Consider the following 24,738-nt stretch of genomic DNA (forward strand, 5'->3'; position numbering starts at 1 on the left):
AAGTGCCATAAACAGAATACGAGCTTTTTACTGATGCTGTATTGCTCGTACAAATCACTTTGCTGAGAAAATCTTTATTAGCAATCTGTACAGCACTGCCCCACCCGATTCAACACGCTTTATTGCAAACTCATATTTGGGGTTTGCAATTTTGCAAATCCATTCGTGAAGTCCTGTAGATTATATTCAGTGCTTTTTTCCTGAATAATATCTTTAATATTGGCAATTTTAGCCTGCGTTGCAAACTCGCCTGCAACCATCGTATTGCTACGCTCTTTGACATCAAAAATATGGGCTTTCTCTCGTAAATCTGGCTGAATCACAACATCTGCTTCTTTCAATTCAGTTTGAGATAAGTGCTGCTGCATAATGTTGATATTCTGATTAAACAACCCCCACATATTTTCAGTTTCGGTATATTTCGGTTGTGCCAAAATATCCACGGCAATCACGATATCCGCACCTAGTTGGCGCGCAACTTCGACAGGTACTGGACTCACTAAGCCACCATCAACGTATTCTTGCCCTGCAATTTTAGTTGGAATAAACATACTTGGAATTGCAACGGAAGCACTGACTGCTTGCCCCGTATTACCATAATTAAAAACAACTTTTTTACCATTATTCAGTTGTGTTGCCACCACAAATAATGGGATTTTCATTTTCTCAAGCGGTAAGTTATTGACCTGTTTATTCACAAAGTCTTGTACTTTTGTGCCATCCAGAAAGCCTTTTTTGCGAATCTTAAACTCACGTACATCCTGTACTTTTAAGTTTAAGGCAATGTCTTTCATTTGTTCTGGCGTTTTACCACTGGCATATAATGCACCGACAATACTGCCAGCACTTGTTCCAACAATAAAATCGGGGCGAATCCCATTTTTTTCCAAAACATCAATTGCCCCGATATGCGCATAGCCCCTTGCGCCACCACTGCCGAGCACCAATGCAATCACTGGACGGTGTTGTTGTTCTTTTATTTTTTGAAAATCAATCGAATTTGGATATTCCTGTGCATTTTCTGTCAAATTTTCAGACGAGGGCGCATCAATCTGCGTTGCATGTGCAACAGGAATCATGGCTGTATTCAATATAAAACTACTGTAAACAAGTGCTAAAATCCACTTTTTCATTTACTGCTCGTATGATTTATTTTTCGCTGATATTTTACTGCGAAAATAACTCTAGATTAGTGCTATTTCTTTACAATATTGTTTCAACTCATTCACGATTTCTCTAATAACAGCCTCAGATCATGATCATTTCGCCTAAATATTATTTCCGTCTTATTTTATTGATTTTTGGCTGCTTATTGTGTGGGGATAGCCTTTATTTACTCATGCTTGGGAAAATCCATATTGGTATTCTCCTCCCTTTTGTCATAGGCAGTATTTTTTTGTTTATCAGCATTCAATGGCATGCTGTACAGCTTTTTTTAGCCCACCATCACACACTCAAAAAAATCTACAACCTGCTTTGGGCTTTGTTTATTCTCTGGCTAATTTCTTTTGCCTATTTTGCATATCAACTTCAAACACATATACAGAATCAGACAACTATTCCCGCTGTTAAAGCGATTATTGTACTAGGTAGTGGCACCATTCAAGGCAAGCCAAGTCCAACTTTAGCCCTGCGTCTTGACCGTGCAGCCTCCATTGCACAACAACAACCACAGGCATGGATTGTGCTCTCTGGCGGTTTAGATTTTTCAGCAAAGCTCACCGAAGCCGAAATTATGGCAACGTATCTGCATAATCAATATCACCTTTCGCCAGAACGTATGCTTTTAGAGAATCAAAGTACCAGTACAAAACTTAATCTCAAAAACAGTGCCGTGTTATTGCAGCAGCATCAGATCAATAAAAATGTGCCAATTGCCATTGTTACCAGCGATTTTCATACCATTCGTGCAAAAGCCATTGCCCAAAAACAGCAATACACCCACCCCATCATGTTTGCTGCACCAACGCCTTTACAGACACGCTATCAGGCATGGCTCAGAGAATATTTTGCATTCATCAGTGGAAAAATTCTGCAAGAATACTAAAGTTAGCTCGGCATTCTTTTATGTTTAGGCGTAACACTTTTTTATTTTAAAAATACAGGACTTAAAAATAAATATAGCCCGATCATTGAACTGCATGTCGGGCTTGTTATTGAATTTTTATGAATGCGAATGCTCTAAAAGCTGTTGTTTTTCTTCGCTAAATTGGCGTTGTGTTTTCGTGAGCAAAAAGTAGATATACCCCACTACAAGAAACCCGATGAAGATCGCGCCAATTGTCGCATTGTAGTAGAACATTGCGACAAAACAGAAACTTGCAATGATTAGGGCAATTGCTGGAATAACGGGATAACCTGGGGCAAAGAATGAACGTGGAAGATCTGGTTCAGTACGGCGTAATTTAAATAAGCTCAACATACTCATGATATACATCAACAACGCGCCAAAACACGACATAGTCACGATGGCTGCGGTTAAGCTCATGCCTTGAATATTGATAAAACTATCACTAAAAATTGCTACAATTCCGACAACACCGCCTGCTAAGATTGCTCGGTGTGGTGTTTGGAACCGTGAGAGTTTTGCTAAACCTTTAGGTAAAAAGCCCGCGCGCCCCAAGGCAAAAATTTGACGTGAATATCCCAAAATAATCCCATGAAAACTTGCAACCAGACCAAATAAACCAATCCAGACCAACATGTGCATCCATGTTGAATTATTTCCTACTACCATTTTCATAGCTTGAGGTAATGGGTCATTAATATTAGCAAGTTTGCTCCAATTTCCAACGCCACCTGCAAAAAGCATCACTAAAAAAGCAAGTGAAACAAGGGTTAAAATGCCTGTGATATAAGCACGTGGAATGGTGTGTTTCGGATCTTTGGCTTCTTCAGCCGCCATGGCTGCACCTTCGATTGCCAAAAAGAACCAAATGGCAAATGGAATAGCTGCAAAAATACCTGACATGGCAGCACCACTAAAGTGGTTTGAGCCAGCCCAACCATTGAGTACAAAGTTAGAAAAACTAAAGCCTGGTTGTACCACGCCAATAAACACCAACAGTTCAATCACAGCTAAAACTGTCACAATCAACTCAAAAGTTGCCGCAATTTGTACCCCGACAATATTAAGCCCCATAAAGACAACGTATGCACCTAAGGCGATAATTTTGGGATTGATATCTGGGAATTGCACATTGAGATATGCCCCGATTGCCATCGCAATTGCAGGTGGTGCAAACACGAATTCAATCAGGGTCGCAATCCCTGCAATAAAGCCACCTGTTTCGCCAAAGGCTTTACGGCTATAGGCAAATGGCCCGCCCGCATGTGGAATTGCTGTGGTTAATTCGGTAAAACTAAAAATAAAACAGGTATACATGGTCGCCACAATGAGCGTTGTGACTAAAAAACCGAGTGTTCCTGCAACACCCCATCCATAACTCCAACCAAAATATTCGCCAGAGATCACTAATCCAACGGCAATCCCCCACAAATGAAAGGTACCTAATGTCGGTTTTAGCTGACTATTCATCGCTCTCTCCTCTCAATCGAAGAATCTAAATATGATTTAAGCAATAACGCTGTACTGCATGCTTGTTTAGATAATGCGTCGGTCAAGAGGATGAAAACTTGACATTAAAAGACAAGTTTTCATGGTTTATTGTCAAGTCAACAAAATTCAATCTCGCATACGCTGTATGAAAATGATGGATTGCGTTCACTTGCATCCAAAGCAGATGACTGGTGATATACGAGGTAAGCGTATGATTGATGTTGAACAAAATGAATTTTTAGATATTTCCACATTACAGACCCTAGCTGAACAGGCGATGGCTCAATATCCTAAAAATTATCAGGGACAAATCAAACTGCTCTGCCAGTCTGAAAATGCAACTTTTGTGGTGCGCACTGAATATGCTCGCTATGCGCTGCGCCTGCATCGTCCTAACTATCACAATAAACAAAATATCGAAAGCGAATTGCAGTGGCTCGATGCACTGACGCAAAGTGGTATCGCTGTTCCACAAGCGATTTTGAGTGAACAAGGTGAACGTGTTCTCACCCTTCGTTTAACGGATGATACCACCCGCTATGCTGTTTTATTTAACTGGGTTGAAGGCGATATGCCAACCACAGACGTAAACCCAACAGCATTCCAACAGTTGGGACAAATTACTGCAAAATTACATCGTCATAGTAAAACATGGCAAATGCCACAGCATTTTGACCGTATTATCTGGAACTTTGAAACCATGCTAGGTGCAGATGGTCATTGGGGGGACTGGCGCAATGCTCCCCACCTGCATGCCAAAGATCATGGCATTGTTAAAGAAGCCATTCACTGTATCGGACAAAACCTTGCCAATTTTGGTAAAACACCTGACCGCTATGGTCTAATTCATGCCGACTTACGCCTCACCAACTTACTCCTACAAAATAACCAAATTGGTGTCATTGATTTTGATGACTGCGGTATGAGCTGGTTTATGCATGATTTGGCAGCAGCCATTAGCTTTAATGAACATTTGGCCCCTGCCCCACAATGGGTAGACAACTGGATTGAAGGTTATGAGCGTGAGGCACATATTAGCAATGAAGAATATGCACTGATCCCCACTTTTATCATGCAACGGCGTATTCAAATGATGGCGTGGGTTGGCTCACATGCACAAACTGAAATGGCACTCAGTTTAGGGACAGATTGGGCAAATCATACTGTTCGTCTTTGCAAAAAATATATGAATCATCAACAACTGCCTGTTGGTGCTGCATAACTATTGATTGGGCAAGACTTCTTTCATAAATCCTTTATTTTTATGGGAGAAAATAAAGGAGATACAAATAATGATGAAAGAAGCCTATTATAGATTCATATGAATTTAAATATTGGGATGGCTATCCATTTAATTACAAATTGCCATCCCTTAATCACCACGGACAGGTGATTTTCCTTTTAAGCAAATGTACCAATTTCTGCTACGCTTCTTCCGATTGGTACGCATTTTGCTTAATGTAATGAATATGTGATATATGGAGATTTCATATGATTCAAATGCGTCACATCGCGAGTTCTTCACAACTTTTTCAGTCAAATATGGGAAATCAAGGCGTGTTGTCGGCTGCGGCAGCGGGTCTGAGCGACTTTATTGTGCAAAAAGGTGCCGATGTAGACCGTGTTTTTGGTATCAGTGGAATCAATCCTGAACTGCTTGCAAGCCCGACATTAAGCTTGCAACTACCAAATTATTGTAAAGTTTTAGAACAAGCCGCCCAAATTTCTGGTTGCGACAACTTCGGCTTGCACTACGGACAACAGTTCCAACCCAAAGAACTGGGTTTAATTGGCTATATTGGCTTATGTTCTGCCACGTTAGAAACTGCACTACGCAATATGGTGAGTTATTTTCACCTGCATCAAAAAGATACCTTAACCCGCATGGTTGAACATCAAGATTGCTGGCGACTAGATTATCAAGTCCAACATGGTGCCATTTTAACGCGCCGCCAAGATGCTGAACTGACCATTGGCATGTTTATGAATGTGATCCGCGGCGTACTGGGCTCGCACTATTCACCACGTGAAATTCATTTTGAACATACCCGCCCTGAATACTGGCAAGAACACAGCAAGTTGTTTAATTCAGCCGTGTATTTTGATCAGCCATTTAACTCGATGGTGATTCCCAAAAAAGATTTAATGCGGGATATGCCAAGCAGCGACCCTCTGCTACTGACCATGATGCAAGATACTTTACAGCTATTAAACCAGTCTAATACGACACAAGGTTTAAGCGACCAAGTTCGCTCACAGATTCAACTGGCACTGAGCGAAGGTGAACCTAATTTAGAACACATTGCCGATGATTTGGGCATGTCGAGCTGCTCGCTGACCCGTCGCCTTAAATCTGAGAACATGACCTTTTCTTCACTGGTCGATGGTGTACGCTGTGAACTGGCGGAACATTATATGAAACAAAAAAATATCCCCATTTCCGAAATGGCATTTTTATTGGGTTACTCTGAAGTCAGTGCTTTTTCTCGTGCTTTTAAACGCTGGTTTGGAATTAACCCAAGGCAATGGCGTAATTAATAGACTTTGCAACAGCATGCACCGCAATTAAACGACCAAATGCACTACTGCTGCCCAGCCTGATTGAAAGCTAAAACCCTTCTAAAACAATTTTGCCTTTCACACCCCCTTGTTCAAGCAAGGCATGGACTTGTTTCAAATTTTCGGCATTAATCTTTCCAAAAACATCGGTCAATGTAGTACCAATTTTCCCTGCATCGACCAATGCCGCGATGTCATTAAGCAATTCAGATTGTTTAATCATATCCACAGTTTGGAAGGTCGAACGCGTAAACATCGACTCCCAATGAATCGACACCGATTTTCGTTTAAATGGCATGATATTCAAATGCTCAGGGTCATCAATTAGACCAAAACGTCCTTGTGGTGCAATCAATTCGGCAATCTGCGCCACATAATCATGACTATGCTGAATTGAAAACACAAAACTTGGCGCAGCCAATCCAAGTTGCTCAAGCTGTGGTTGTAATGGTTGATGATGGTTCAACACTACATCTGCACCCAACTGCTTAACCCATGCTTCGGTTTCAGGGCGTGAAGCCGTGGCAATAATGTGTAAATCAGCTCTGGCTTTGATTAATTGTAAAGTGACAGAACCCACACCACCTGCTGCACCAATAATTAAAATACTCGGTGCAGCACCTGCCACAGGTTCATGAATGCGCAAACGGTCAAACAACATTTCCCATGCAGTAATTGCGGTCAGTGGTAATGCTGCTGCCTCCGCGAAAGATAATGACTGTGGTTTGTGCCCGACAATCCTTTCATCAACCAAATGATACTCGGCATTGGTGCCTTGTCGAGTAATATCACCCGCGTACCAAACGTCATCGCCTACTTTAAAATTTTTAACTTTATCCCCAACTGCCACAACGGTTCCAACTGCATCCCACCCAAGGACTTTCCATTGTCCTGCCTCGACAGACATATTACGGCGTACTTTGGTATCGACAGGGTTGACCGAAATGGCCGCGACTTTTACTAATAAGTCATAACCGATAGCCTCAGGAACTGGAAGTTCGACATCCACTAAGGCATCAACACGATCAATTGCTCCCTGTTGCTGATATGCGACTGCTTTCATTTTGATCTCCACTTGCGAAAGACTACAGCATACCCTATGCTCGATTTTGGGTTATACAGACAAATTTCGCACCTAGTGTCAAAAAGGATACTGTCATGAGTAAAGTAAAACATTCACGTTTTAACTGTAGCCCGGGTTGCTCTGTCGAGGCTGCCATTGGCCTCATTGATGGTAAATGGAAATGTATTGTGCTGTGGCATTTGCTTAAACTTAAGGTCATGCGATTTAACGAAATTCGAAAAAGTATTCCGAATGTGACACAGCGTATGCTAACCAATCAATTACGCGAGCTTGAAGAAGATGGCTTAATTATTCGAACAGTTTATCCACAAGTGCCACCCAAAGTGGAATATCAACTTTCGGAACTGGGCAAAAGCCTTGAGCCAATTTTGATTGCCTTAAAACAATGGGGCGATGCACACATTGATTTGTATGGTAAACCGTATCAGCAGGATGTCATTGATAAAAATGTCGAATTAGAAACACTATAAATTTCTTTCGTCATGACAGTCTCCTCTTTGCATTGCTCTCATAGAAAGAAGCAAGAGGGATGAATAAGATCTTGAATGAACAACAAAATAAAAAAGCCCCATCTTTTTAGATCGAGCTTTTTTACAATTACATGATCAGCAAACCTAGCCTTTTAACTTTGCCAAAGACTGATCCAACGCTTCCACCAACCAGTCAATATCATGTTCTTGGAACGCAAGTGGCGGACGAAGTTTCAACACATTGCCATAAGGCCCAGCAACCGAAGTGAGTACACGGTGTGTATTACGCAACTCTTCAATCAAATCAAGTGCCAATTGTTTATCTGGTGTTTTACTGTCACGGTCTTTGACCAACTCAAAACCAATAAACAGGCCTGCCCCACGTACATCACCGACACATTCATGTTTGTCCATCAACTTGGCAAGTTCAGCCTGCAATAAACCACCTACTTTTTTACTGTGTGCTTGTAATTCTTCTTCCTGAATCACTTTCAGTACAGCTTGTGCAGCCGCCATCGAAACAGGGTTCCCACCAAAAGTATTAAAATATGGAATCTGGTCGCTAAAAGCAGCCAAAACATGGCTTTTTGCAAGTAAACCCGACACAGGAATACCATTACCCATCGGTTTACCTGTAGTGATTACATCAGGAACAACACCATGACGAGCAAAACCCCAGAACGCATCACCTGTACGGGCAAAACCAGGTTGTACTTCATCGGCAATAAAAATCCCACCATTGGCATGCACCACATCCACCGCTTTTTTCAAAAAACCCACAGGGTTTGGCATCACACCATCCGATGAGAAAATTGAGTCAGCAAGGAAACCTGCAAATTTAATGCCGTTAGCATTCATATCATCAATCTGTTGTTGAATTTGGGCAGCAAACCAATCGCCTAAATCTTCCGAATGAACACGGTAAGCATCTGGTGCAGGCACTAAACGTGTGGTCTTTGCCAAAGATTGCCCTGTACCCAACGCAGGTGAACAACCAGAGGTTAAATCACTCGTACCATGATAAGCCTCTTGCGACACGATAATACCCGTTCCACCACTGAACTCTCGTGCAATACGAATTGCTAAATCATTCGCTTCCGAACCTGTACACATATACATGGCACGGTCAATTTCGCTCGGTACAGTTTTGAGTAACTCTTCGGTGTAATCGAGAATATTTTCATGCAAATAGCGGGTATGTGTATTCAACATTTGCATTTGAGCATTAACAGCTTCAATCACCGCAGGGTGGCAATGTCCAATACTTGCCACATTGTTATATACATCTAAATATTTATTGCCTTCAGCATCCCACAAGTATTGCCCTTCACCTTTTACCAAATGCACAGGATTACGGTAAAACAAGCGATAAGATTCCCCTAAAATTTTACTGCGTTTATCGGTCAACTGACGGGTTTGGGCATCTAAGGCATCGGCATGTTCTGCGCGAAAACTGTTGGTATCCATAATCGTTGAACGTGTATTCATAGCTATTCTCCTAAAACATGCCTCTGCTGACCGAGGTTAATTTTTCTGCATGATTTGATCTTAAACCGCCCTTTTTTAAAATGCAATAAAATACACAAATACTTTTTTATACATATTTATAATTCGATTTTTTCTCAAAGAAGCAGTACTATGCTCATGAAAAGAAAATTTGAGAATTAAGATGCTGCAACAAGAGCGTTTACATCGTATTCAAGCTTTATTGAAAAAATTACAACGACTTAGTACAGAACGTGTAATGAACGAGCTGGATATTTCCAGAGAAACTGCACGGCGGGATATCATTGAACTTGAAGCTTTAGGTGTAGCAAAACGTGTACATGGCGGTATTGTTGCAGTCGATAGCGTGGCCGTTGAAGCCCCGCTACATATCCGAAATACACAATATGCCAAAGAAAAACGCGCCATTGCCCGTGCTGCAATACAGCATCTTCAGGCGGGTCAAACTATTTTTTTAGATGCAGGCAGCACCACTTCGATTTTAGCCGAAGAATTGCGCACCATTTCAGGTTTAACCATTTTAACCAATAGCTTACAGGCTGTTTTTAATTTAACGATGGCGAACAACGCCGAACAAATCAATCATGAAATTATCTTGCTCGGTGGTCGGGTTCAGCAACGTCCACAAACCCAAGGTGAATGGGTCATTCAGGAAATTTTTCGTTATCAGGCAGATGTAGCATTGCTGTCCCCTGTAGGCATTCACCCTGAATATGGCGCAAGTAGTTTTTACACCGAAGAGGCACAAATTGCTCAGGCAATGGTTAAACAAAGCCAACGTACCCTGATTTTGGCAGACCAGAGTAAATTAGGGGTAGTGAGTCGGATTAATTATGCCAAACCTTTAGACATTGACTGTGTGATTAGCAATGTAAATGAGAAATCAGAGATTGATATTGCTGCCTATCAAAACGCATTTCAAATGTTTGAACTGGTTTAAACGCACAAAAAAAAGACCACGCAGGTGCGTGGTCTATAAAATGGTGGCTATGACGAGACTTGAACTTGTGACCCCCGCATTATGAGTGCGGTGCTCTAACCAACTGAGCTACATAGCCGAAAAACTGTGTGCGCATTATCGTAACTTTATGTTACAGCGTCAAGCTTTTTTTCAAAAAAAATTTGGAGAAGTGAGCCTGTAAGCCGGGTTCTGTCGAGAACGATCATTCCTCTAGGCGTACAATCACTCATACGCTCAAGCGACCTACCCGAATCCAGTACGGGCCGTACCTATTGGATTCCTATTTGGTCTTGCTTCTGGTGGGGTTTACCATGCCGTGAACTGTTACCAGACACGCGGTGCGCTCTTACCGCACCCTTTCACCCTTACCTCACGAATGAGGCGGTCTACTCTCTGCTGCACTTTCCGTCGGCTTACACCGCCCAGGCGTTACCTGGCACCCTGCCCTTTGAAGCCCGGACTTTCCTCCCCTGCTTTAGTCACGAAGACCTCCACAGCAGCGACCGTCCAGCTCACTTCGGCGCGTATAGTATCAAATCTTATTCAGAATTGCTTGTGTTTTTTTGAGCAGTCAGTTGCTGATATTTCGCTAAAAGCTCATTTTGACTTTCCTGATGATCTGGATCATGCGGGATGCAGTCAACGGGACAAAATAACTGGCACTGTGGCTGATCAAAATGACCAACACATTCGGTACACAGATTGGGATCAATTTCGTAAATCAGCTCACCAAAATAGATTGCCTCATTAGGGCAAACAGGTTCACAGACATCGCAATTGATACATTCATCAGTAATATATAAAGACACCTGATCAACCTTGCTCTTGTTGATATTTACGTTTAAATGCTTCAACCACATGCTGAGGCACAAACTTGGAGACATCACCATGCAAACGTGCAATTTCACGCACCATCGTGGATGAGATAAAAGAATACTGCTCTGCGGGCGTTAAGAAAACCGTTTCAAAGTTAGGATCTAAGGTACGATTCATGTTGGCAAGCTGAAATTCATATTCAAAATCTGAAACAGCCCGTAATCCTCGTAACACGGCTGTCGCATTTTGCTCCTGAAAGAAATTGACCAATAAACCATCAAACCCGACAAATTCAACATTGTCTAAATGGCTCAGTGATTGTTTGGCTAAAGCGACACGCTCATCTAAAGAAAACAGTGGATTTTTATGGTGCCCTATCGCAATGGCAACCACCACTTCATCAAACATTTTTGAAGCACGTACCACCAAATCAACATGCCCTCTGGTGATTGGATCAAAAGTCCCAGGATAAATGACGCGTGTTTTAAACATCCAAATGTTCTCTAGTTTGACCTTGAATACGGTCATTTTAGCAAAAAGTTGTTTTTTAGCGAAGGAACTCCATGCGAACAATATGAAATTGCTTCACCTCAGGCGTAGTTTACGGCACAATAGACACAGATTTGGAATGATTTGATTATGGCGAAAGCAACTGTTGTAGTTAAAAAAAATAATGGCGGTACGATTGCTCAGAACAAACGTGCCCGTCACGATTATTTTATTGAAGAAAAATTTGAAGCTGGCCTGTCACTACAAGGCTGGGAAGTAAAGTCGTTACGTGCGGGGCGCATGAGCCTTGTCGAAAGCTATGTCCTTTTTAAAAATGGCGAAGCTTATTTGTTCGGTGCCCAGATTCAGCCGTTACTATCTGCCTCGACCCATGTTGTCCCAGAAGCGACTCGAACCCGTAAATTATTGTTGTCACGTCGTCAGCTTGAACAGCTTATGGGCGCAGTGAACCAAAAAGGTTACTCGTGTGTCCCACTTGCATGTTACTGGAAAGGTCGTCTGGCAAAGCTGGAAATTGCTTTGGTTAAAGGTAAGCAATTACATGACAAACGCGCCAGCGAGAAAGATCGTGACTGGCAACGTGATAAAGCAAGATTGTTTCATAAGTAATACATCATCAAAGCCAACTCTGTTGGCTTTTTTTGTGCCTGCTCACATGGTGAAGTTATATCTTTTTTCGAAATTCTTATTTGTTTTTCAGCTTTCATTCTTTTTTATCTAATTTTTAAAATTAATTTTTTATATTTATCAAAATCTTATATTTCTAATTTATTTTTTATCATCTCAAAAATTCCATTTTTATTTTTTTCATAACGATTCCTAAATTCCTCATTTCTATTGATAAACATTTTTGACTAAGGTTGACCTATTCATTTAAAGGGGTAAACCATGTCTATATCAATACACTCCAAAACGACACCCATACAAAACGATCAGGCCGCATTGAATGCAGCGTATCAAATTGCAGATCTTGCTTTAGAACAACGAAATTTACGGGATCAACAACGTATTTTACCGCATTACATTATTGCCCAACTGGCGGCAAAAGGTCTGGCTGCCATTCGTGTGCCGAAAAAATATGGGGGTGCATATGTTTCCAATAAGACTTTAAGCCAAATTTTTCGAATTTTGGCCAAAGCCGATGCCAATGTGGGACAAATCCCTCAAAATGGCTTTGGGGTGCAAAACACAATTCGGTTGGTCGGGACAGAACAACAAAAACAATTTGTCTTTGCTGAAATTTTAAGCGGAAAATTTCTTGCCAATGGTGGCCCAGAACGCAATACACATGACACCCAAACCATTTCAACTGTACTCGAAATTAAGGATGGTCATTACAGCGTAACAGGTGAAAAATTTTACTCAACGGGTAGTCAGTTTGCCGATTGGCTAGCCGTGAAAGCCCTGCATCCCGAAGGTCATGTGGTGTTGGTCTTGGTGGATCGCCATGCCCAAGGGGTTGAAGTGTTAGATGACTGGCATGGTTTTGGGCAACGCACCACATCTAGCGGCAGCGTCAAATTAGACCATGTACAAGTTAATCCGCTATTGGTTTTTGATGAACGTCCCTTGACACAACAGGTTTCAACCCGTGGCGCATATTCACAATTATTACAAGTTGCCATTGATGTCGGTATTGCCGAAGCCGCTTTCCAAGACACACTCAGCACCATTCGTAAAGCCCGCCCCATTGCCGATGCCAATGTCGAGCGTGCATCTCAGGAACCATACACCATTCAAGAAGTGGGCAAACTCGATGTCCTACTCTCTGCTGCCATTTTGTTGCTTGAAGATGCAGCAGCGTATTTAGATGAACTTGAAGCCTTGGCTCAAATTAATGAACAACAAGCCGCAGAAGCGTCTATTCGTGTTGCAGAAGCCAAAATCTATGCGCACCACGCAGCATTAACCATTTCTGAAAAATTGCTTGAACTGGGGGGTAGTCGTTCTTCATTACGCCAGTACAACCTCGATCAACACTGGCGCAACGCCCGTGTTCACACACTACATGATCCTGTGCGTTGGAAATATCACGCTTTGGGTAATTATTATTTAAATGGCGTCCATCCTGCTCGCCATGCTTGGATTTAAGGAGCAGTCATGACTTCATATCACGAATTTTGGACACAAGATCACGTTCAAGCCCCTTCTGCACATGTGATTCGTTCCGACCAAGAAGCATTAGATATTGCACATGAACTAAGTCAGCAATTTAGAAAAGATGCCGTTGCACGAGACCATGAACGTCGTTTGCCTTTTGATGAAATTCAGAAACTTAGCCAGTCTGGTCTATGGGCGATCACTGTTCCCCGACAATTTGGCGGTGCGGAGGTGTCTTACTATACCGTTGCACAGGTCATTGCCTTGTTAAGTGGTGCGGATGGTTCGCTCGGGCAAATTCCGCAAAACCATTATTATGCACTTGAGGTGCTTCGCAATACAGGTACGCCAGAACAACAACAGCATCTTTATCAAGAGGTGTTACACGGCGCACGTTTTGGCAATGCCTTAGCCGAGTTCAAAACCCGAAATGCTGCACAAAAACACAGTAAAATTCAGGCTGTAGATGATGGATATATCATTCAAGGTGAAAAGTTTTACTGTACTGGCAGTCTATTCGCACATCGCATCCCAACTTTGGTTAAAGATGAGCATGAGCGAGAGTTTTTGGCTTTTGTCCCCCGCCATAGTCAAGGGCTTGAAATTATTGATGACTGGACAGGGTTTGGACAGCGCACAACAGGCAGTGGCTCAGTAAAACTGGATCAGGTTTTTGTTCAGGCAATTGATGTCATTCCTTTTGATGAAGCCTTTTTACAGCCAACACTGGTGGGGCCATTTGCACAGCTTCTCCATGCTGCCATTGAGACAGGAATTGCTCGTGCGGCATTTGAAGAAACCAAACAGCGGATTCGACATGCCCGCCCGTGGATTGATGCAGGTGTCGACAGTGCAACACAAGACCCTTTAACCCTGTATGAACTGGGTCAAGTTGCTGTAGATGTAAAAGCTACCGAATTGCTACTCAAACAGGCAGCCAGCACAATTGATGCTGCGAAACCACAGCCAACAGCCGACAATATTGCAACGGCCTCAATTGAAGTTGCAAAAGTCCGTGCGCATAGTACAGAAACCGCATTAAAAGCCGCTTCAAAACTAATTGAGCTGGCAGGCAGCCGTGCCAGTCAACGCAGTGATGGACTCGATATTTACTGGCGTAATACACGTGTGCATACCCTGCATGACCCCTCACGCTGGAAATATTATTTTATTGGGAACTACGCTTTAAACCGTATTTTGCCACCACGGCGGGGGACATTGTAATGACACAATCAACCCAAAAACACATCTTACTCAATGCCTTTGACATGAACAGTGTTGGGCATATTAATCATGGACTATGGACACATCCACGAGATCAATCCTACCGTTTTCATGAACTCAGTTATTGGACAGAACTGGCGCAGACTCTCGAAAAAGGACTGTTTGATGGTCTGTTTATTGCCGACATTACGGGGGTTTACGATGTTTATCAACACAACCTCGATGTGACGCTCAGAGAATCGGTACAATTGCCAAGCCATGACCCTGCCACGCTCATTTCAGCAATGGCGCATGTAACACAACACTTGGGTTTTGGGCTTACTGTGAACTTAAGTTATGAACATCCCTATCAACTGGCACGACGTTTTGGCAGCCTAGATCATTTAACGCAAGGACGCATCGGTTGGAACATCGTTACAGGCTACCTTGACAGTGCCGAGCGTCTGATTGGGAAAAGTGGCTTAACCGATCACGACTTACGCTATGACCAAGCCGAAGAATTTTTAGAGCTTTGCTATAAATTCTGGCAAGACTCATGGGAAGACGATGCCGTCAAAGTAGATAAACAACAGCGTATTTTTACAGACTCAAGCAAAGTACATCAAATTCATCATCATGGTCGTTTTTTCCAGAGTGAAGGTGTTTTTCAGGTATCGCCTTCACCACAACGCACGCCAGTCCTGTTTCAAGCAGGAGCCTCACCTCGTGGAACAGCTTTTGCGACACGCCATGCCGAATGTGTTTTTATTGGGGGCGATCATCCTGAAAAAATCAAACAACACGTACAGCATTTGCGTGCACAAGCCAAACAACAAGGTCGTGATATCGACTCACTTAAAATTTTGGTGGGGATTACCGTTGTCACCGCAGCAACACATGCACAAGCACAGGAAAAATTCGCTGAATATCGTCAATATGCTAGCCCCGAAGCAGGATTGGCGCACTATTCCAGCTCAATTGGTTTCGATTTAGCACAATATGCGGATGACGAGGTCATTCCTTATCGCACCAGTAACAGTATTGTTTCAGTCAATCAAAAATTTAAAGAACAATCCATCACCACTGCCGATTTAAAAGCACAACATGTTTTAGGCGGACGCTATCCACTCTTTGTTGGGAGTGGTGCTGAAATTGCAGAACAGCTCATTGCATTAGTCGATGAAACTGGCATTGATGGCTTTAACCTGACCCGTACCGTTGCCCCAGAGTCACATCAAGATTTTATCCAATGGGTTATTCCCGAACTGCAACAACGGGGGCGCTATAAAACGGCCTATCAAACTGGAACTTTACGCAACAAAATTTTCCAGACAGGAGATCAATTACCACTGAATCATCCTGCACGACAACATCATCCATCCAAAACAACAAATAACACACATGATTACGCATTGACTTAGGAATTGAACATGGCTCAACAACATACTTTACGAAATCTATCTATTATTGGGGGCGTTGTCCTTATATTGGTCATTGCTTTATATTTTTGGAATAAGCAAAAACAAGATCAAAAAGAACTGGTGATCGGAATCACGCCCGCATTTGCAGCCACCTTGCAAGTCGCAGCGAGTGAGGCCAAAAAACAAGGTCTAAATGTCAAACTGGTTGAATTTTCAGATTGGAAAACCCCAAATGTAACCTTAGATCATGGCGATATTGATGCCAACTTTTTCCAACATCAACCCTTTTTAGACAATGCCATTAAAGAAGGTCATTATCAGTTAAAACCCTTTGCCGCAGGTTCTGCCTCTTTGGTCGGGCTTTATTCTAAAAAATATAAAAGCCTAGATGCGCTGCCACAAAAAGCCCGTGTCGCTGTACCCAATGACCCTGTCAATGAAGGTCGTGCATTGCTGTTATTACAACAAGCCAAGCTGATTGAACTAAAAGACCCCAATAATTATTTGTCAATGCTTCAAGACATCACCAGCAATCCAAAACAATTGCAATTTGTTGAAGTCGAAGGCCCACAAACTGCCCGCGCGGTCGATGATGTCGATCTGGCATTTACCTATCCACATTATTTGCATCTTGCAAAAACCATTGACCCCAAAGATGCGCTCCTCTTTAACAGTAAAGCAGATAAACGCTATGCCATTCTTTTTGTAGTACGCAAAGATTACAAAGATGAAGGTGGGCGTTTACAAAAATTTGTAGAGATCTACCAAAAATCACCTTTGGTGAAAGCCTCTTTAGACAAAGAGATTGGTGCAGGTCTTTGGTATCCCGGCTGGTAAATGAAAGGAGAATAACGATGGTTAGCTTTGGTTCACAAGTCGGGTTTCAAACCCCACATATTCGAATTCGCAATCTGAACAAATACTATTCAGGGCAAGATACAACACAGGTTCATGCCTTAAAAGAAATCAATCTGGATATTCCTGAAGGACATATTTTTGGCATTATCGGGCGTAGTGGCGCAGGAAAATCTTCACTCCTGCGTACCTTAAACGGTCTGGAGCAACCATCGTCGGGAACGATTCATATTCACCAACAAGAGTTGACCACCTTTAACCATGCACAGCTCATTCAAACCCGACAACATATTGGCATGATTTTTCAGCACTTTAATTTAATGTCTGCCAAAACCGTTTGGGAAAATGTTGCTTTGCCTTTAAAAATTGCAGGCGTGAAAAAAGCTGAAATCAATGCCCAAGTTGAACAGGTTCTGGCATTGGTTGGACTCAGCCATAAAGCACAGCAATACCCTGCCCAACTTTCAGGCGGACAAAAACAACGGGTCGGTATTGCACGAGCGTTGGTACATCAACCTGAAATTTTACTGTGTGATGAAGCAACATCAGCGCTTGACCCTGAAAGTACCGCAACAATTTTGGCATTGCTCAAAAAAATTAATCAGGAACTTGGCATTACCATTGTGTTGATTACCCATGAAATGCAGGTCATTCGGGATATTTGCGATGAAGTAGTGGTGATTGATCATGGTGAAATTGTCGAATCTGGTGCGGTTTGGTCAGTATTTTCGCAGCCACAACAAAAAATCACCCAAGAATTATTAAACGTTCAACAGCGTGATCTGCCCTTTGCACTATCAACGGCCCCAAATGCTGAAACCACACACCAAATCTTTAAACTCCGCTATGTTCATGATATTCAAAATCCATTTGATTTATCAGCATATTTCAACCAGTTTCAAGCACCAATTTATGTACTACATAGCCAAGTCGACCAAATTCAGCAACGTATTTTAGGGCAAGTCATCTTTGGCGTTCCAACCACAGAACTCGTGTCTCTAGATGCACTTTCATCCAACACACCAACAAGATCACTAGAGGTTTTAGGCTATGCAAGAACTCTTTGAACTACTCATCATAGGAACCATCGATACACTATTAATGGTGGGAGTATCTGCATTGGTTGCCTTATTGCTTGGGCTACCACTCGCAATTTTGTTAGTCATCACCTCTCCACAAGGAATCTATCCCTCTAGCAAAATCAATCAACCCATTGGCTGGTTGATTAATGTCACCCGTTCTGTGCCCTTCCTTATTTTAATGGTGGCACTCATTCCACTAACCCGCCTCATTGTCGGGACAAGTTATGGCGTGTGGGCCGCTATTGTGCCTTTATCACTTGCTGCAACGCCTTTTTTTGCTCGTATTGCAGAAGTCAGTTTACGGGAGGTCGATCATGGGCTAATTGAAGCTGCTCAGGCGATGGGCTGTAACCGCAAACAAATTATCTGGCATGTGTTATTGCCCGAAGCATTGCCGGGCATTGTGGCTGGGTTTACCGTGACCCTTGTCACCATGATTAATTCATCGGCAATTGCAGGCGCAATTGGTGCAGGTGGTTTGGGTGATGTCGCCTATCGCTATGGTTATCAACGCTTTGACACAGAAATTATGCTTGCAGTGATTGTGGTATTGGTGGTTCTGGTAATGTTTGTGCAAGCCATCGGTGATCAATTGGCACGGCAACTCGACAAACGGAAGATTTAAAAAAGCTTGGTTTTTTAAAATTTCACAAATGCTTGCAACGCACACCTTATAATGACGCATGATCTGCAAACGATGCTTGGCATGTTTTATAAAATTGAGTGATTCCAAACAATAAGGACATCACTCATTACAACAAATCCATGCAAGATATTGTTTTATTTAGTATTTACAAAAATTAATGCAGTCGATTCAACATCAAGGCAACATATTCACCAAACCAAAGTGCGGTGTCTAAATCGCCCTGTGGTGGGGTAATTTCAACAGGTGCATTATTTGACTGAGTCATTAAACCCAAATGGCTGGCTAAACGGTTTAAATCGGTTTCTTTTTGCCCTGTAGAAAGCAAAGGTAACCCCACCCACAACATGCCATGTTGCATGGCAAATAAATTAATTTGTTGTAAAACAGAAAGTTTATCGCCGCTTAATCCGCCCGAGTTGGTAAAGCCTGCGGCAAGTTTGCCTTGCCATGAACGGTTGATCCAGCGTTTAGAAGTTGAATCCATAAACACTTTAAATGCGCCTGTGACGCTGCCCATATAAGTTGGACTTCCCCAAATAATGCCATGTGCCTGATCAAGAGCATCCCAATCTATGTGTTCAATCGACATCAGATGAACACTGACTCCCATTTTCTCTGCGCCCTCTGCGATATATCGCGCCACTTTGGCGGTATGCCCATAGGGACTATGGTAAACAATGGCAAGTTTTTTTGGTTGCACAGACATAATTGGAGATCAATGGTCAAAAACCTGTGTATTTTATCATGTTTTATTGCATAAACACGAATGTCGCCATGCGCCCTGTTTTTGCATTACGTCGATACGAAAAATAGTCCTCATTTTGGGCAAAGGTACATTCATGCCCACCTAACACTACACTTACGCCATGTTGTCCCAATATATAACGGGCAATTGCATATAAGTCGGCATAATATTTTCCCACTTGCTTTCCTTCTTGGAAGGCAAAATCTAAAGGATACTTTTCACAAAATGCCTGTTTGACTTCTGCACCAATTTCAAAACTTGGCTGGCTAATACACGCTCCAAGCCACGCCCATGTTGGCGGCGTTTGCATGGTGGCAATGGTATTTTCAATAATACCGCCTGCCAGTCCACGCCAACCCGCATGTAAATTGGCAACTTCTGTTCCCGCAGCATTCCCCAAAACTACGGGCAAACAATCAGCAGTCATCATCAAAATTGCATGGGATTTCTGCTGTGTCACCAAGCCATCGCCAACCAAAGGCTCAAAATACACCTGTTGATTGACCGTATGGCAAATGGTGCTGTGAGTTTGTGTCATCCAGGTCAGTTTTTGCACACCGTAAGGTGCAAAATCTTGTAATAACTGCATACGATGCCGTTGCACACGTGCTGCATCATCCTGCACATGTAACGCCAAATTAAAGCCTGTTAAATCAGACTGGGAACTCGGCAAACATTGAGGATGCTGAACTCGTGTCTGTCCAACATATACCCCTTTTGGTAAGCCTTCTACAAATTGCATTTTCCCACTCCTTTTCACAAACAATTATTCAGCTTCGCTTATTTCATCCATACAATTGAAGGACGATTAACTATTTATGCTGTACAACTGCACAGATCATATAATGAATCGTCCACAACACTTAATATGCCTGATTTTCTTCACGCAACACTTGTACCAAGTTTGCAAAATCTTCAGGCCAGGGTGCTTCAAACAACATTTGTTCCTGAGTGCGTGGATGCATCAAGCCCAATTTTGCAGCGTGTAATGCCTGACGGCGAAAACCACGTAATGTTGTTGCCAGGCGTTCTGATGCGCCCGCAGGAACACGCACACGACTCATATAAACAGGGTCACCAACCAAGCCATAACCAATATAAGTAAAGTGCACACGAATCTGATGTGTACGTCCTGTTTCAAGCTGTGCCTGTACACGGGTAAAATGCTGAAAACGCTCTTTAACATTATAGTGCGTTACTGCATCGCGCCCGCCCGGAAGGACTGCCATTTTTACACGGTCAACAGGATGGCGCTTGATCGGTTCATCAATGGTTCCACCTGCAACGATGTTGCCATACACCACCAAGTCATACACTCGATAAACAGATTTATCGCCCAGTTGCTTGGTTAAAGAAAACTGTGCTTCCAAGTTTTTCGCAACGACTAACAGACCACTGGTGTCTTTATCAATACGATGTACCAACCCTGCACGAGATAGCTCAGCCGCTTTCGGAAAATGATAAAGCAAGGCATTGACCAATGTTCCCGAAGGATTGCCCGCACCCGGATGTACCACCATGCCGACAGGTTTATTGATCACAATAATATCGTCATCTTCATAAACAATATCGAGTGGAATATTTTCAGGCTGGCTGGTGGTTTGCACCTCAAGTTCAACATCAAGGGTCAATACTTCTTGTCCCTCGCAGCGATATTTTGGTTTAATTTTGTTACCGTTCACCAGTAAATAACCGTCTTTCATCCACTGTTTCAGTTTTTCACGGGAAAATTCCGACCAAACCGTTGCAGCGACTTGATCTATGCGTTGCCCGATATACGTATCATCCAACTGAAATTGCAACGATAAATGTGTTGCAGTTGCGGACGAATTATGATTATCTGCATCCTCAGCATCTTCAAGTAAATTGAAATCTGTTTCAGTGAAATTAGAATGAGAAGATTGTGTTGAAGTCATTTGGCTCATTAAGACAATAATGGTTTAATATTGCCATTGTAGCTCATTGCCCGTATTAACTGAGGAATTTTTATGTCGCTACCACGTTATAAAGTTACGATGCTTGCTATTTCTTTAGGCATTGCATGTACATTTGTGGGCTGTAGCAGTAATCCATCAAAAAAAGAAGTCACCGATCTTGGACCACGCGTATCTGAACAAGCCTATTTTGATTCAGCACAAAAAGCCTTAAATAAAGGTCAATATACCGAGGCGACAAAAAATCTCCAAGCGCTTGATACCTATTTCCCGACAGGATCACATGCTCAGCAAGCACAACTTGACTTAATCTATGTAAAATTCCAACAAAAAGATTATCCAGGTGTCGTAGCTGCTGCTGACCGTTTTATTCGTTTAAATCCAGATCACCCTCAAGTTGCTTATGCTTACTACGCACGTGGTGTGGCAAACATGGAACAAAACTATGACGGTATTATTCGCTATACCTCATTAAAACAGTCTCATCGAGATGTCAGCTATTTAAAAAATGCATATCAAAACTTTGTAGACTTGATTCGTCGTTTCCCGTCTAGCCAGTATTCTGTTGATGCCGCTTTGCGTATGAAATACATCAATCAGGAACTTGCAGAACACGAAATGGAAGCTGCTCGTTTCAACATTGAACGTAAAGCATGGGTTGCCGCAGCACAACGCGGTCAGTGGGTCGTTGAACATTACCCTCAAACGCCACAAATTCCAGAAGCACTTGCAACTGTTGCTTATAGCTATGGCAAACTTGGCGATAACGCGACAGCACAACAATATATTGATATTTTAAAACTGAACTACCCGCAACTGGTTAAATCAAACGGCTCAGTGAACTTGGCTGCTGCACGTCATGAAGGCAGTTGGGTCAATAAGCTCACTTTGGGTATTTTGGGTCGAAGCGATGAAAACGCAGTCCAAGCGAACGATGCCAATTCAACAGCGCCGAAACGCAGTTTAACCAACCGCCTTTCATTTGGTTTACTGGGCAAGTCTGACAGCGATGATGCAGCAGAAGCACCACAAGCAGCACCTGTCAGTCAGGCAGCACCACAAACTGAAGCTGAAAAACCAAAACGCAGTTTAACCAACCGCCTTTCATTTGGCTTACTGGGTAAATCTGACAGTGATGCAGCAGAAACACCACAAGCAGCACCTGTGAGTCAAACTGCACCGCAAACCGAAGTTGAAAAACCAAAACGTAGCTGGACAAATCGCCTAAGCTTTGGTTTGCTGGATAAACCAGAACATAACTAAATCAACTTTTGTTTGAAGTAAAGGCAAGTTCAAAACTTGCCTTTTTCTTTTGCCTCATCAATCCAAGCTCAGACTCGCATCTGCATGCTTGAGATGTGATAACATTGCTTTTTTATTTGGCTTCTTTTTAGTGCGGCTTACGTTTTATGGCGATTCCTCAACAGACCATTGATCAAATCTTAGATCGTACCGATTTGGTTGATCTTATCGGTCAACGTGTGAAACTTAAAAAAACAGGTCGAACATATTCAGGCTGTTGCCCTTTTCATCAAGAAAAATCCCCATCTTTCCACGTCTACCGTGATAAACAGTACTATCACTGCTTCGGTTGTCAGGCGAATGGTAACGCCATTAAATTTTTAATGGACATTGATAGCCGTAGTTTTATCGATGTGATGAAAGACTTAGCCAGTCAAACAGGTATCGAGCTACCTAAAGACAATCAGGACAGTAAAAAACTTACCTATAAAAAAACACTTCACACCGAAGCCACTGCACCATCTGCATCACAACCACATGTGGATGCACCTGAAGCCCCACAAACAAGTGAGATTTCTCCAGATTTCTATTTTGATCCATTCTTAGCAGATCCAACATTTAACTTTGAGCCACCACAAACACAAGAAGGCAACTTATACGACCTACTCGAAAATGTGGCTGTGTTCTACCAACAACAATTGCCCAAAAGTCAGAACGCTCAACGCTACTTTAAACAACGTGGCTTAAGCCAAGAAACCGTGCAAAACTGGCGACTTGGTTATGCACCCGAAGATTGGCAACATCTTGAGCATGCTTTTCCTTCTGATATTGATGGTTTAAAGCAACTCGGTTTAATTCGAACCAGTGACACAGGACGGGACTTTGATTTGTTGCGCGATCGGGTGATTTTCCCCATTCGTGACACCAAAGGGCGTGTGGTTGGTTTTGGTGGTCGTGCCTTAAATGACGAGATCAAACCTAAATACATTAACTCGCCAGATTCCGAAGTTTTTCATAAAAATCAGCTACTTTATGGTCTATATGAAGGCACAAAGAGCAAGGCTCAAGACTGGTTTCTAGTCGAAGGCTATATGGATGTTATTGCACTACAACAAGCGGGGATTTCGGGTGCAGTCGCAACTCTAGGTACAGCAAGTAATACTGAACATCTCAATTTACTCTTTAAGCGTAATCACCGAATTACCATTGCCTTTGATGGTGATGCAGCAGGACAAAAAGCGGCAAAACGCACCTTAGAAATTGCCCTACCGTTACTTAACGATGGTCGGGAACTCAAATTTTTTATTTTGCCAAATGAACATGACCCTGACTCCCTCATCCGTCAGGAAGGCATTGAAAAATTCCAGCAACTTTGGCAGCAAGCACCGCTACTTTCAGACTTTTTATTTGCGCTACTTTCGCAACAACATGACGTTTCGACACCCGAAGGTAAAAGTCAGGTGATGGGAGAATTACGCCAGCTCACGGCATTACTTCCACAACAAGGCTCTTATCGCTACCTGTTGACCCAGTCCTTTCGTGAAAAATTAGGTTTAGGCAAACGCTTCACTCCACAAGTCAGCAACGATGCATCACTGTCTTTTAACATTCGTACTCGGGATGAAGATTTTGCGGTTGCATTATTAATTTGCCACCCGTTTTTGTATCCACAATTTGAACAGTTACGGGCTTATATTCAGCAAGAAGAACTACTGGCCGAAGTGCTTGCAACACTCAATCAAATTTTTGAAAAACTTCCAGAAGATCAAGAACGTGCGATTTATTATACACTGGGGGCTTGCTATGCCTTTAGAGAAGACCTGGCCGATGTTTTACAGCGAACCAACATGCTGAATTTAATTGAAACACCAGAGCAGGCATTTAACTTTGCAACGGACAATGCACTTGCATTACAAGAAAAATATTTAAAACTGAAAATGAAACGCCCGCAATCCTTACAGGAAACATTTAATTTACGTCTACAATTAAATGAGCTAACCAAAAAAATTAGTTTAAGGCTGATTTCCTAAGCCATAAAAAAGGGT

At 42.5% G+C, this 24,738-nt stretch carries 22 protein-coding genes, 1 tRNA gene, 1 other RNA gene and 1 pseudogene; 14 read left to right on the top strand and 11 right to left on the bottom strand.

All coding sequences use genetic code 11. From position 1 onward, the window contains the following. Positions 1–119 precede the first annotated feature (119 nt). A pseudogene (locus ABDV70_RS02530) lies at positions 120–995 on the bottom strand (patatin-like phospholipase family protein); the annotation flags it as partial. 260 nt (positions 996–1,255) lie between these two features. Between ABDV70_RS02530 and ABDV70_RS02535 the strand changes: the two are divergent. Beyond that, positions 1,256–2,047 (top strand): YdcF family protein, encoded by a 792-nt coding sequence (locus ABDV70_RS02535; protein WP_343595156.1) that lies wholly within the window; start codon positions 1,256–1,258, stop codon positions 2,045–2,047. Positions 2,048–2,164: 117 nt separating this feature from the next. Here the strand turns inward: ABDV70_RS02535 and eat are convergent, their stop codons facing one another. Beyond that, entirely contained in the window at positions 2,165–3,538 is a 1,374-nt protein-coding gene (eat, locus tag ABDV70_RS02540; RefSeq protein ID WP_343595157.1) for an ethanolamine permease, read from the bottom strand. 235 nt (positions 3,539–3,773) lie between these two features. Between eat and ABDV70_RS02545 the strand changes: the two genes are divergently transcribed. Together ABDV70_RS02545 and ABDV70_RS02550 are read left to right on the top strand one after the other, a co-directional pair. Then, a complete protein-coding gene (locus ABDV70_RS02545) occupies positions 3,774–4,781 on the top strand; it encodes a phosphotransferase (RefSeq protein ID WP_343595477.1) in 1,008 nt (335 codons plus the stop codon). A 278-nt stretch (positions 4,782–5,059) separates the two neighbouring features. Then, entirely contained in the window at positions 5,060–6,097 is a 1,038-nt protein-coding gene (locus tag ABDV70_RS02550; protein ID WP_343595478.1) for an AraC family transcriptional regulator, read from the top strand. Positions 6,098–6,167: 70 nt separating this feature from the next. Here the strand turns inward: ABDV70_RS02550 and ABDV70_RS02555 are convergent, their stop codons facing one another. Beyond that, entirely contained in the window at positions 6,168–7,181 is a 1,014-nt protein-coding gene (locus ABDV70_RS02555) for a zinc-binding alcohol dehydrogenase family protein (RefSeq protein WP_343595159.1), read from the bottom strand. Positions 7,182–7,276: 95 nt separating this feature from the next. Here ABDV70_RS02555 and ABDV70_RS02560 point away from each other — a divergent pair, with 95 nt between their 5' ends. Beyond that, positions 7,277–7,672 (top strand): helix-turn-helix domain-containing protein, encoded by a 396-nt coding sequence (locus tag ABDV70_RS02560; protein ID WP_343595161.1) that lies wholly within the window; start codon positions 7,277–7,279, stop codon positions 7,670–7,672. A 144-nt stretch (positions 7,673–7,816) separates the two neighbouring features. On the opposite strand, the gene ABDV70_RS02565 is transcribed toward ABDV70_RS02560, so the two are convergent. Further along, positions 7,817–9,160: an aspartate aminotransferase family protein gene (locus ABDV70_RS02565; RefSeq protein WP_343595163.1), complete on the bottom strand. Its 1,344-nt coding sequence runs from the start codon at positions 9,158–9,160 to the stop codon at positions 7,817–7,819. A gap of 181 nt (positions 9,161–9,341) precedes the next feature. Here ABDV70_RS02565 and ABDV70_RS02570 point away from each other — a divergent pair, with 181 nt between their 5' ends. Further along, positions 9,342–10,118, top strand: coding sequence for a DeoR/GlpR family DNA-binding transcription regulator (locus ABDV70_RS02570; protein ID WP_343595165.1), 777 nt, complete (start codon positions 9,342–9,344; stop codon positions 10,116–10,118). A 41-nt stretch (positions 10,119–10,159) separates the two neighbouring features. Here the strand turns inward: ABDV70_RS02570 and ABDV70_RS02575 are convergent. From ABDV70_RS02575 to coaD, 4 genes are all read right to left on the bottom strand, one after another. Next, positions 10,160–10,236, bottom strand: a tRNA-Met gene (locus ABDV70_RS02575). Positions 10,237–10,301: 65 nt separating this feature from the next. Then, an RNA gene (gene rnpB / locus ABDV70_RS02580) (RNase P RNA component class A) lies at positions 10,302–10,658 on the bottom strand. Between the two features lie 20 nt (positions 10,659–10,678). Next, positions 10,679–10,948: a YfhL family 4Fe-4S dicluster ferredoxin gene (locus ABDV70_RS02585; RefSeq protein ID WP_343595167.1), complete on the bottom strand. Its 270-nt coding sequence runs from the start codon at positions 10,946–10,948 to the stop codon at positions 10,679–10,681. A 4-nt stretch (positions 10,949–10,952) separates the two neighbouring features. Then, entirely contained in the window at positions 10,953–11,447 is a 495-nt protein-coding gene (coaD, locus tag ABDV70_RS02590) for a pantetheine-phosphate adenylyltransferase (protein ID WP_343595169.1), read from the bottom strand. A 147-nt stretch (positions 11,448–11,594) separates the two neighbouring features. Between coaD and smpB the strand changes: the two genes are divergently transcribed. From smpB to ABDV70_RS02625, 7 genes are all read left to right on the top strand, one after another. Further along, entirely contained in the window at positions 11,595–12,074 is a 480-nt protein-coding gene (gene smpB, locus ABDV70_RS02595; RefSeq protein WP_343595171.1) for an SsrA-binding protein SmpB, read from the top strand. A gap of 279 nt (positions 12,075–12,353) precedes the next feature. Next, complete coding sequence (locus tag ABDV70_RS02600; RefSeq protein ID WP_343595173.1) at positions 12,354–13,556, top strand: SfnB family sulfur acquisition oxidoreductase; 1,203 nt, start codon at positions 12,354–12,356, stop codon at positions 13,554–13,556. Positions 13,557–13,565: 9 nt separating this feature from the next. Then, the gene (locus ABDV70_RS02605; protein ID WP_343595175.1) at positions 13,566–14,789 is read left to right on the top strand and encodes an SfnB family sulfur acquisition oxidoreductase; all 1,224 of its coding nucleotides are present in this window, start codon (positions 13,566–13,568) and stop codon (positions 14,787–14,789) included. After that, positions 14,789–16,189, top strand: a complete 1,401-nt coding sequence (locus tag ABDV70_RS02610; protein ID WP_343595177.1) for an LLM class flavin-dependent oxidoreductase — start codon at positions 14,789–14,791, stop codon at positions 16,187–16,189. The genes ABDV70_RS02605 and ABDV70_RS02610 overlap by 1 nt, the downstream gene beginning before the upstream one ends. 9 nt (positions 16,190–16,198) lie before the next feature. Further along, on the top strand, positions 16,199–17,026 hold the full coding sequence (locus tag ABDV70_RS02615; RefSeq protein ID WP_343595178.1) for a MetQ/NlpA family ABC transporter substrate-binding protein: 828 nt from the start codon (positions 16,199–16,201) through the stop codon (positions 17,024–17,026). Between the two features lie 17 nt (positions 17,027–17,043). After that, a complete protein-coding gene (locus tag ABDV70_RS02620; RefSeq protein WP_343595180.1) occupies positions 17,044–18,111 on the top strand; it encodes an ATP-binding cassette domain-containing protein in 1,068 nt (355 codons plus the stop codon). Next, entirely contained in the window at positions 18,095–18,751 is a 657-nt protein-coding gene (locus ABDV70_RS02625; RefSeq protein ID WP_343595182.1) for a methionine ABC transporter permease, read from the top strand. Before ABDV70_RS02620 ends, ABDV70_RS02625 begins: the two co-directional genes overlap by 17 nt. A 175-nt stretch (positions 18,752–18,926) precedes the next feature. Here the strand turns inward: ABDV70_RS02625 and ABDV70_RS02630 are convergent, their stop codons facing one another. The 3 genes from ABDV70_RS02630 to rluD all read right to left on the bottom strand — a co-directional run bounded on the left by ABDV70_RS02630 (position 18,927) and on the right by rluD (position 21,433). Then, complete coding sequence (locus ABDV70_RS02630; protein ID WP_343595184.1) at positions 18,927–19,478, bottom strand: flavodoxin family protein; 552 nt, start codon at positions 19,476–19,478, stop codon at positions 18,927–18,929. Positions 19,479–19,521: 43 nt separating this feature from the next. Then, on the bottom strand, positions 19,522–20,259 hold the full coding sequence (gene pgeF / locus ABDV70_RS02635) for a peptidoglycan editing factor PgeF (RefSeq protein WP_343595185.1): 738 nt from the start codon (positions 20,257–20,259) through the stop codon (positions 19,522–19,524). A 121-nt stretch (positions 20,260–20,380) separates the two neighbouring features. Further along, the gene (gene rluD, locus ABDV70_RS02640; RefSeq protein WP_343595186.1) at positions 20,381–21,433 is read right to left on the bottom strand and encodes a 23S rRNA pseudouridine(1911/1915/1917) synthase RluD; all 1,053 of its coding nucleotides are present in this window, start codon (positions 21,431–21,433) and stop codon (positions 20,381–20,383) included. 72 nt (positions 21,434–21,505) lie between these two features. Between rluD and ABDV70_RS02645 the strand changes: the two genes are divergently transcribed. Both ABDV70_RS02645 and ABDV70_RS02650 read left to right on the top strand, forming a co-directional pair. Further along, positions 21,506–22,714, top strand: coding sequence for an outer membrane protein assembly factor BamD (locus ABDV70_RS02645; protein ID WP_343595187.1), 1,209 nt, complete (start codon positions 21,506–21,508; stop codon positions 22,712–22,714). 146 nt (positions 22,715–22,860) lie between these two features. Then, positions 22,861–24,723: a DNA primase gene (locus ABDV70_RS02650; protein WP_343595189.1), complete on the top strand. Its 1,863-nt coding sequence runs from the start codon at positions 22,861–22,863 to the stop codon at positions 24,721–24,723. Positions 24,724–24,738 lie beyond the last annotated feature (15 nt).

The sequence above is a fragment of the Acinetobacter sp. genome, from assembly GCF_039596015.1.
GTDB lineage: Bacteria > Pseudomonadota > Gammaproteobacteria > Pseudomonadales > Moraxellaceae > Acinetobacter.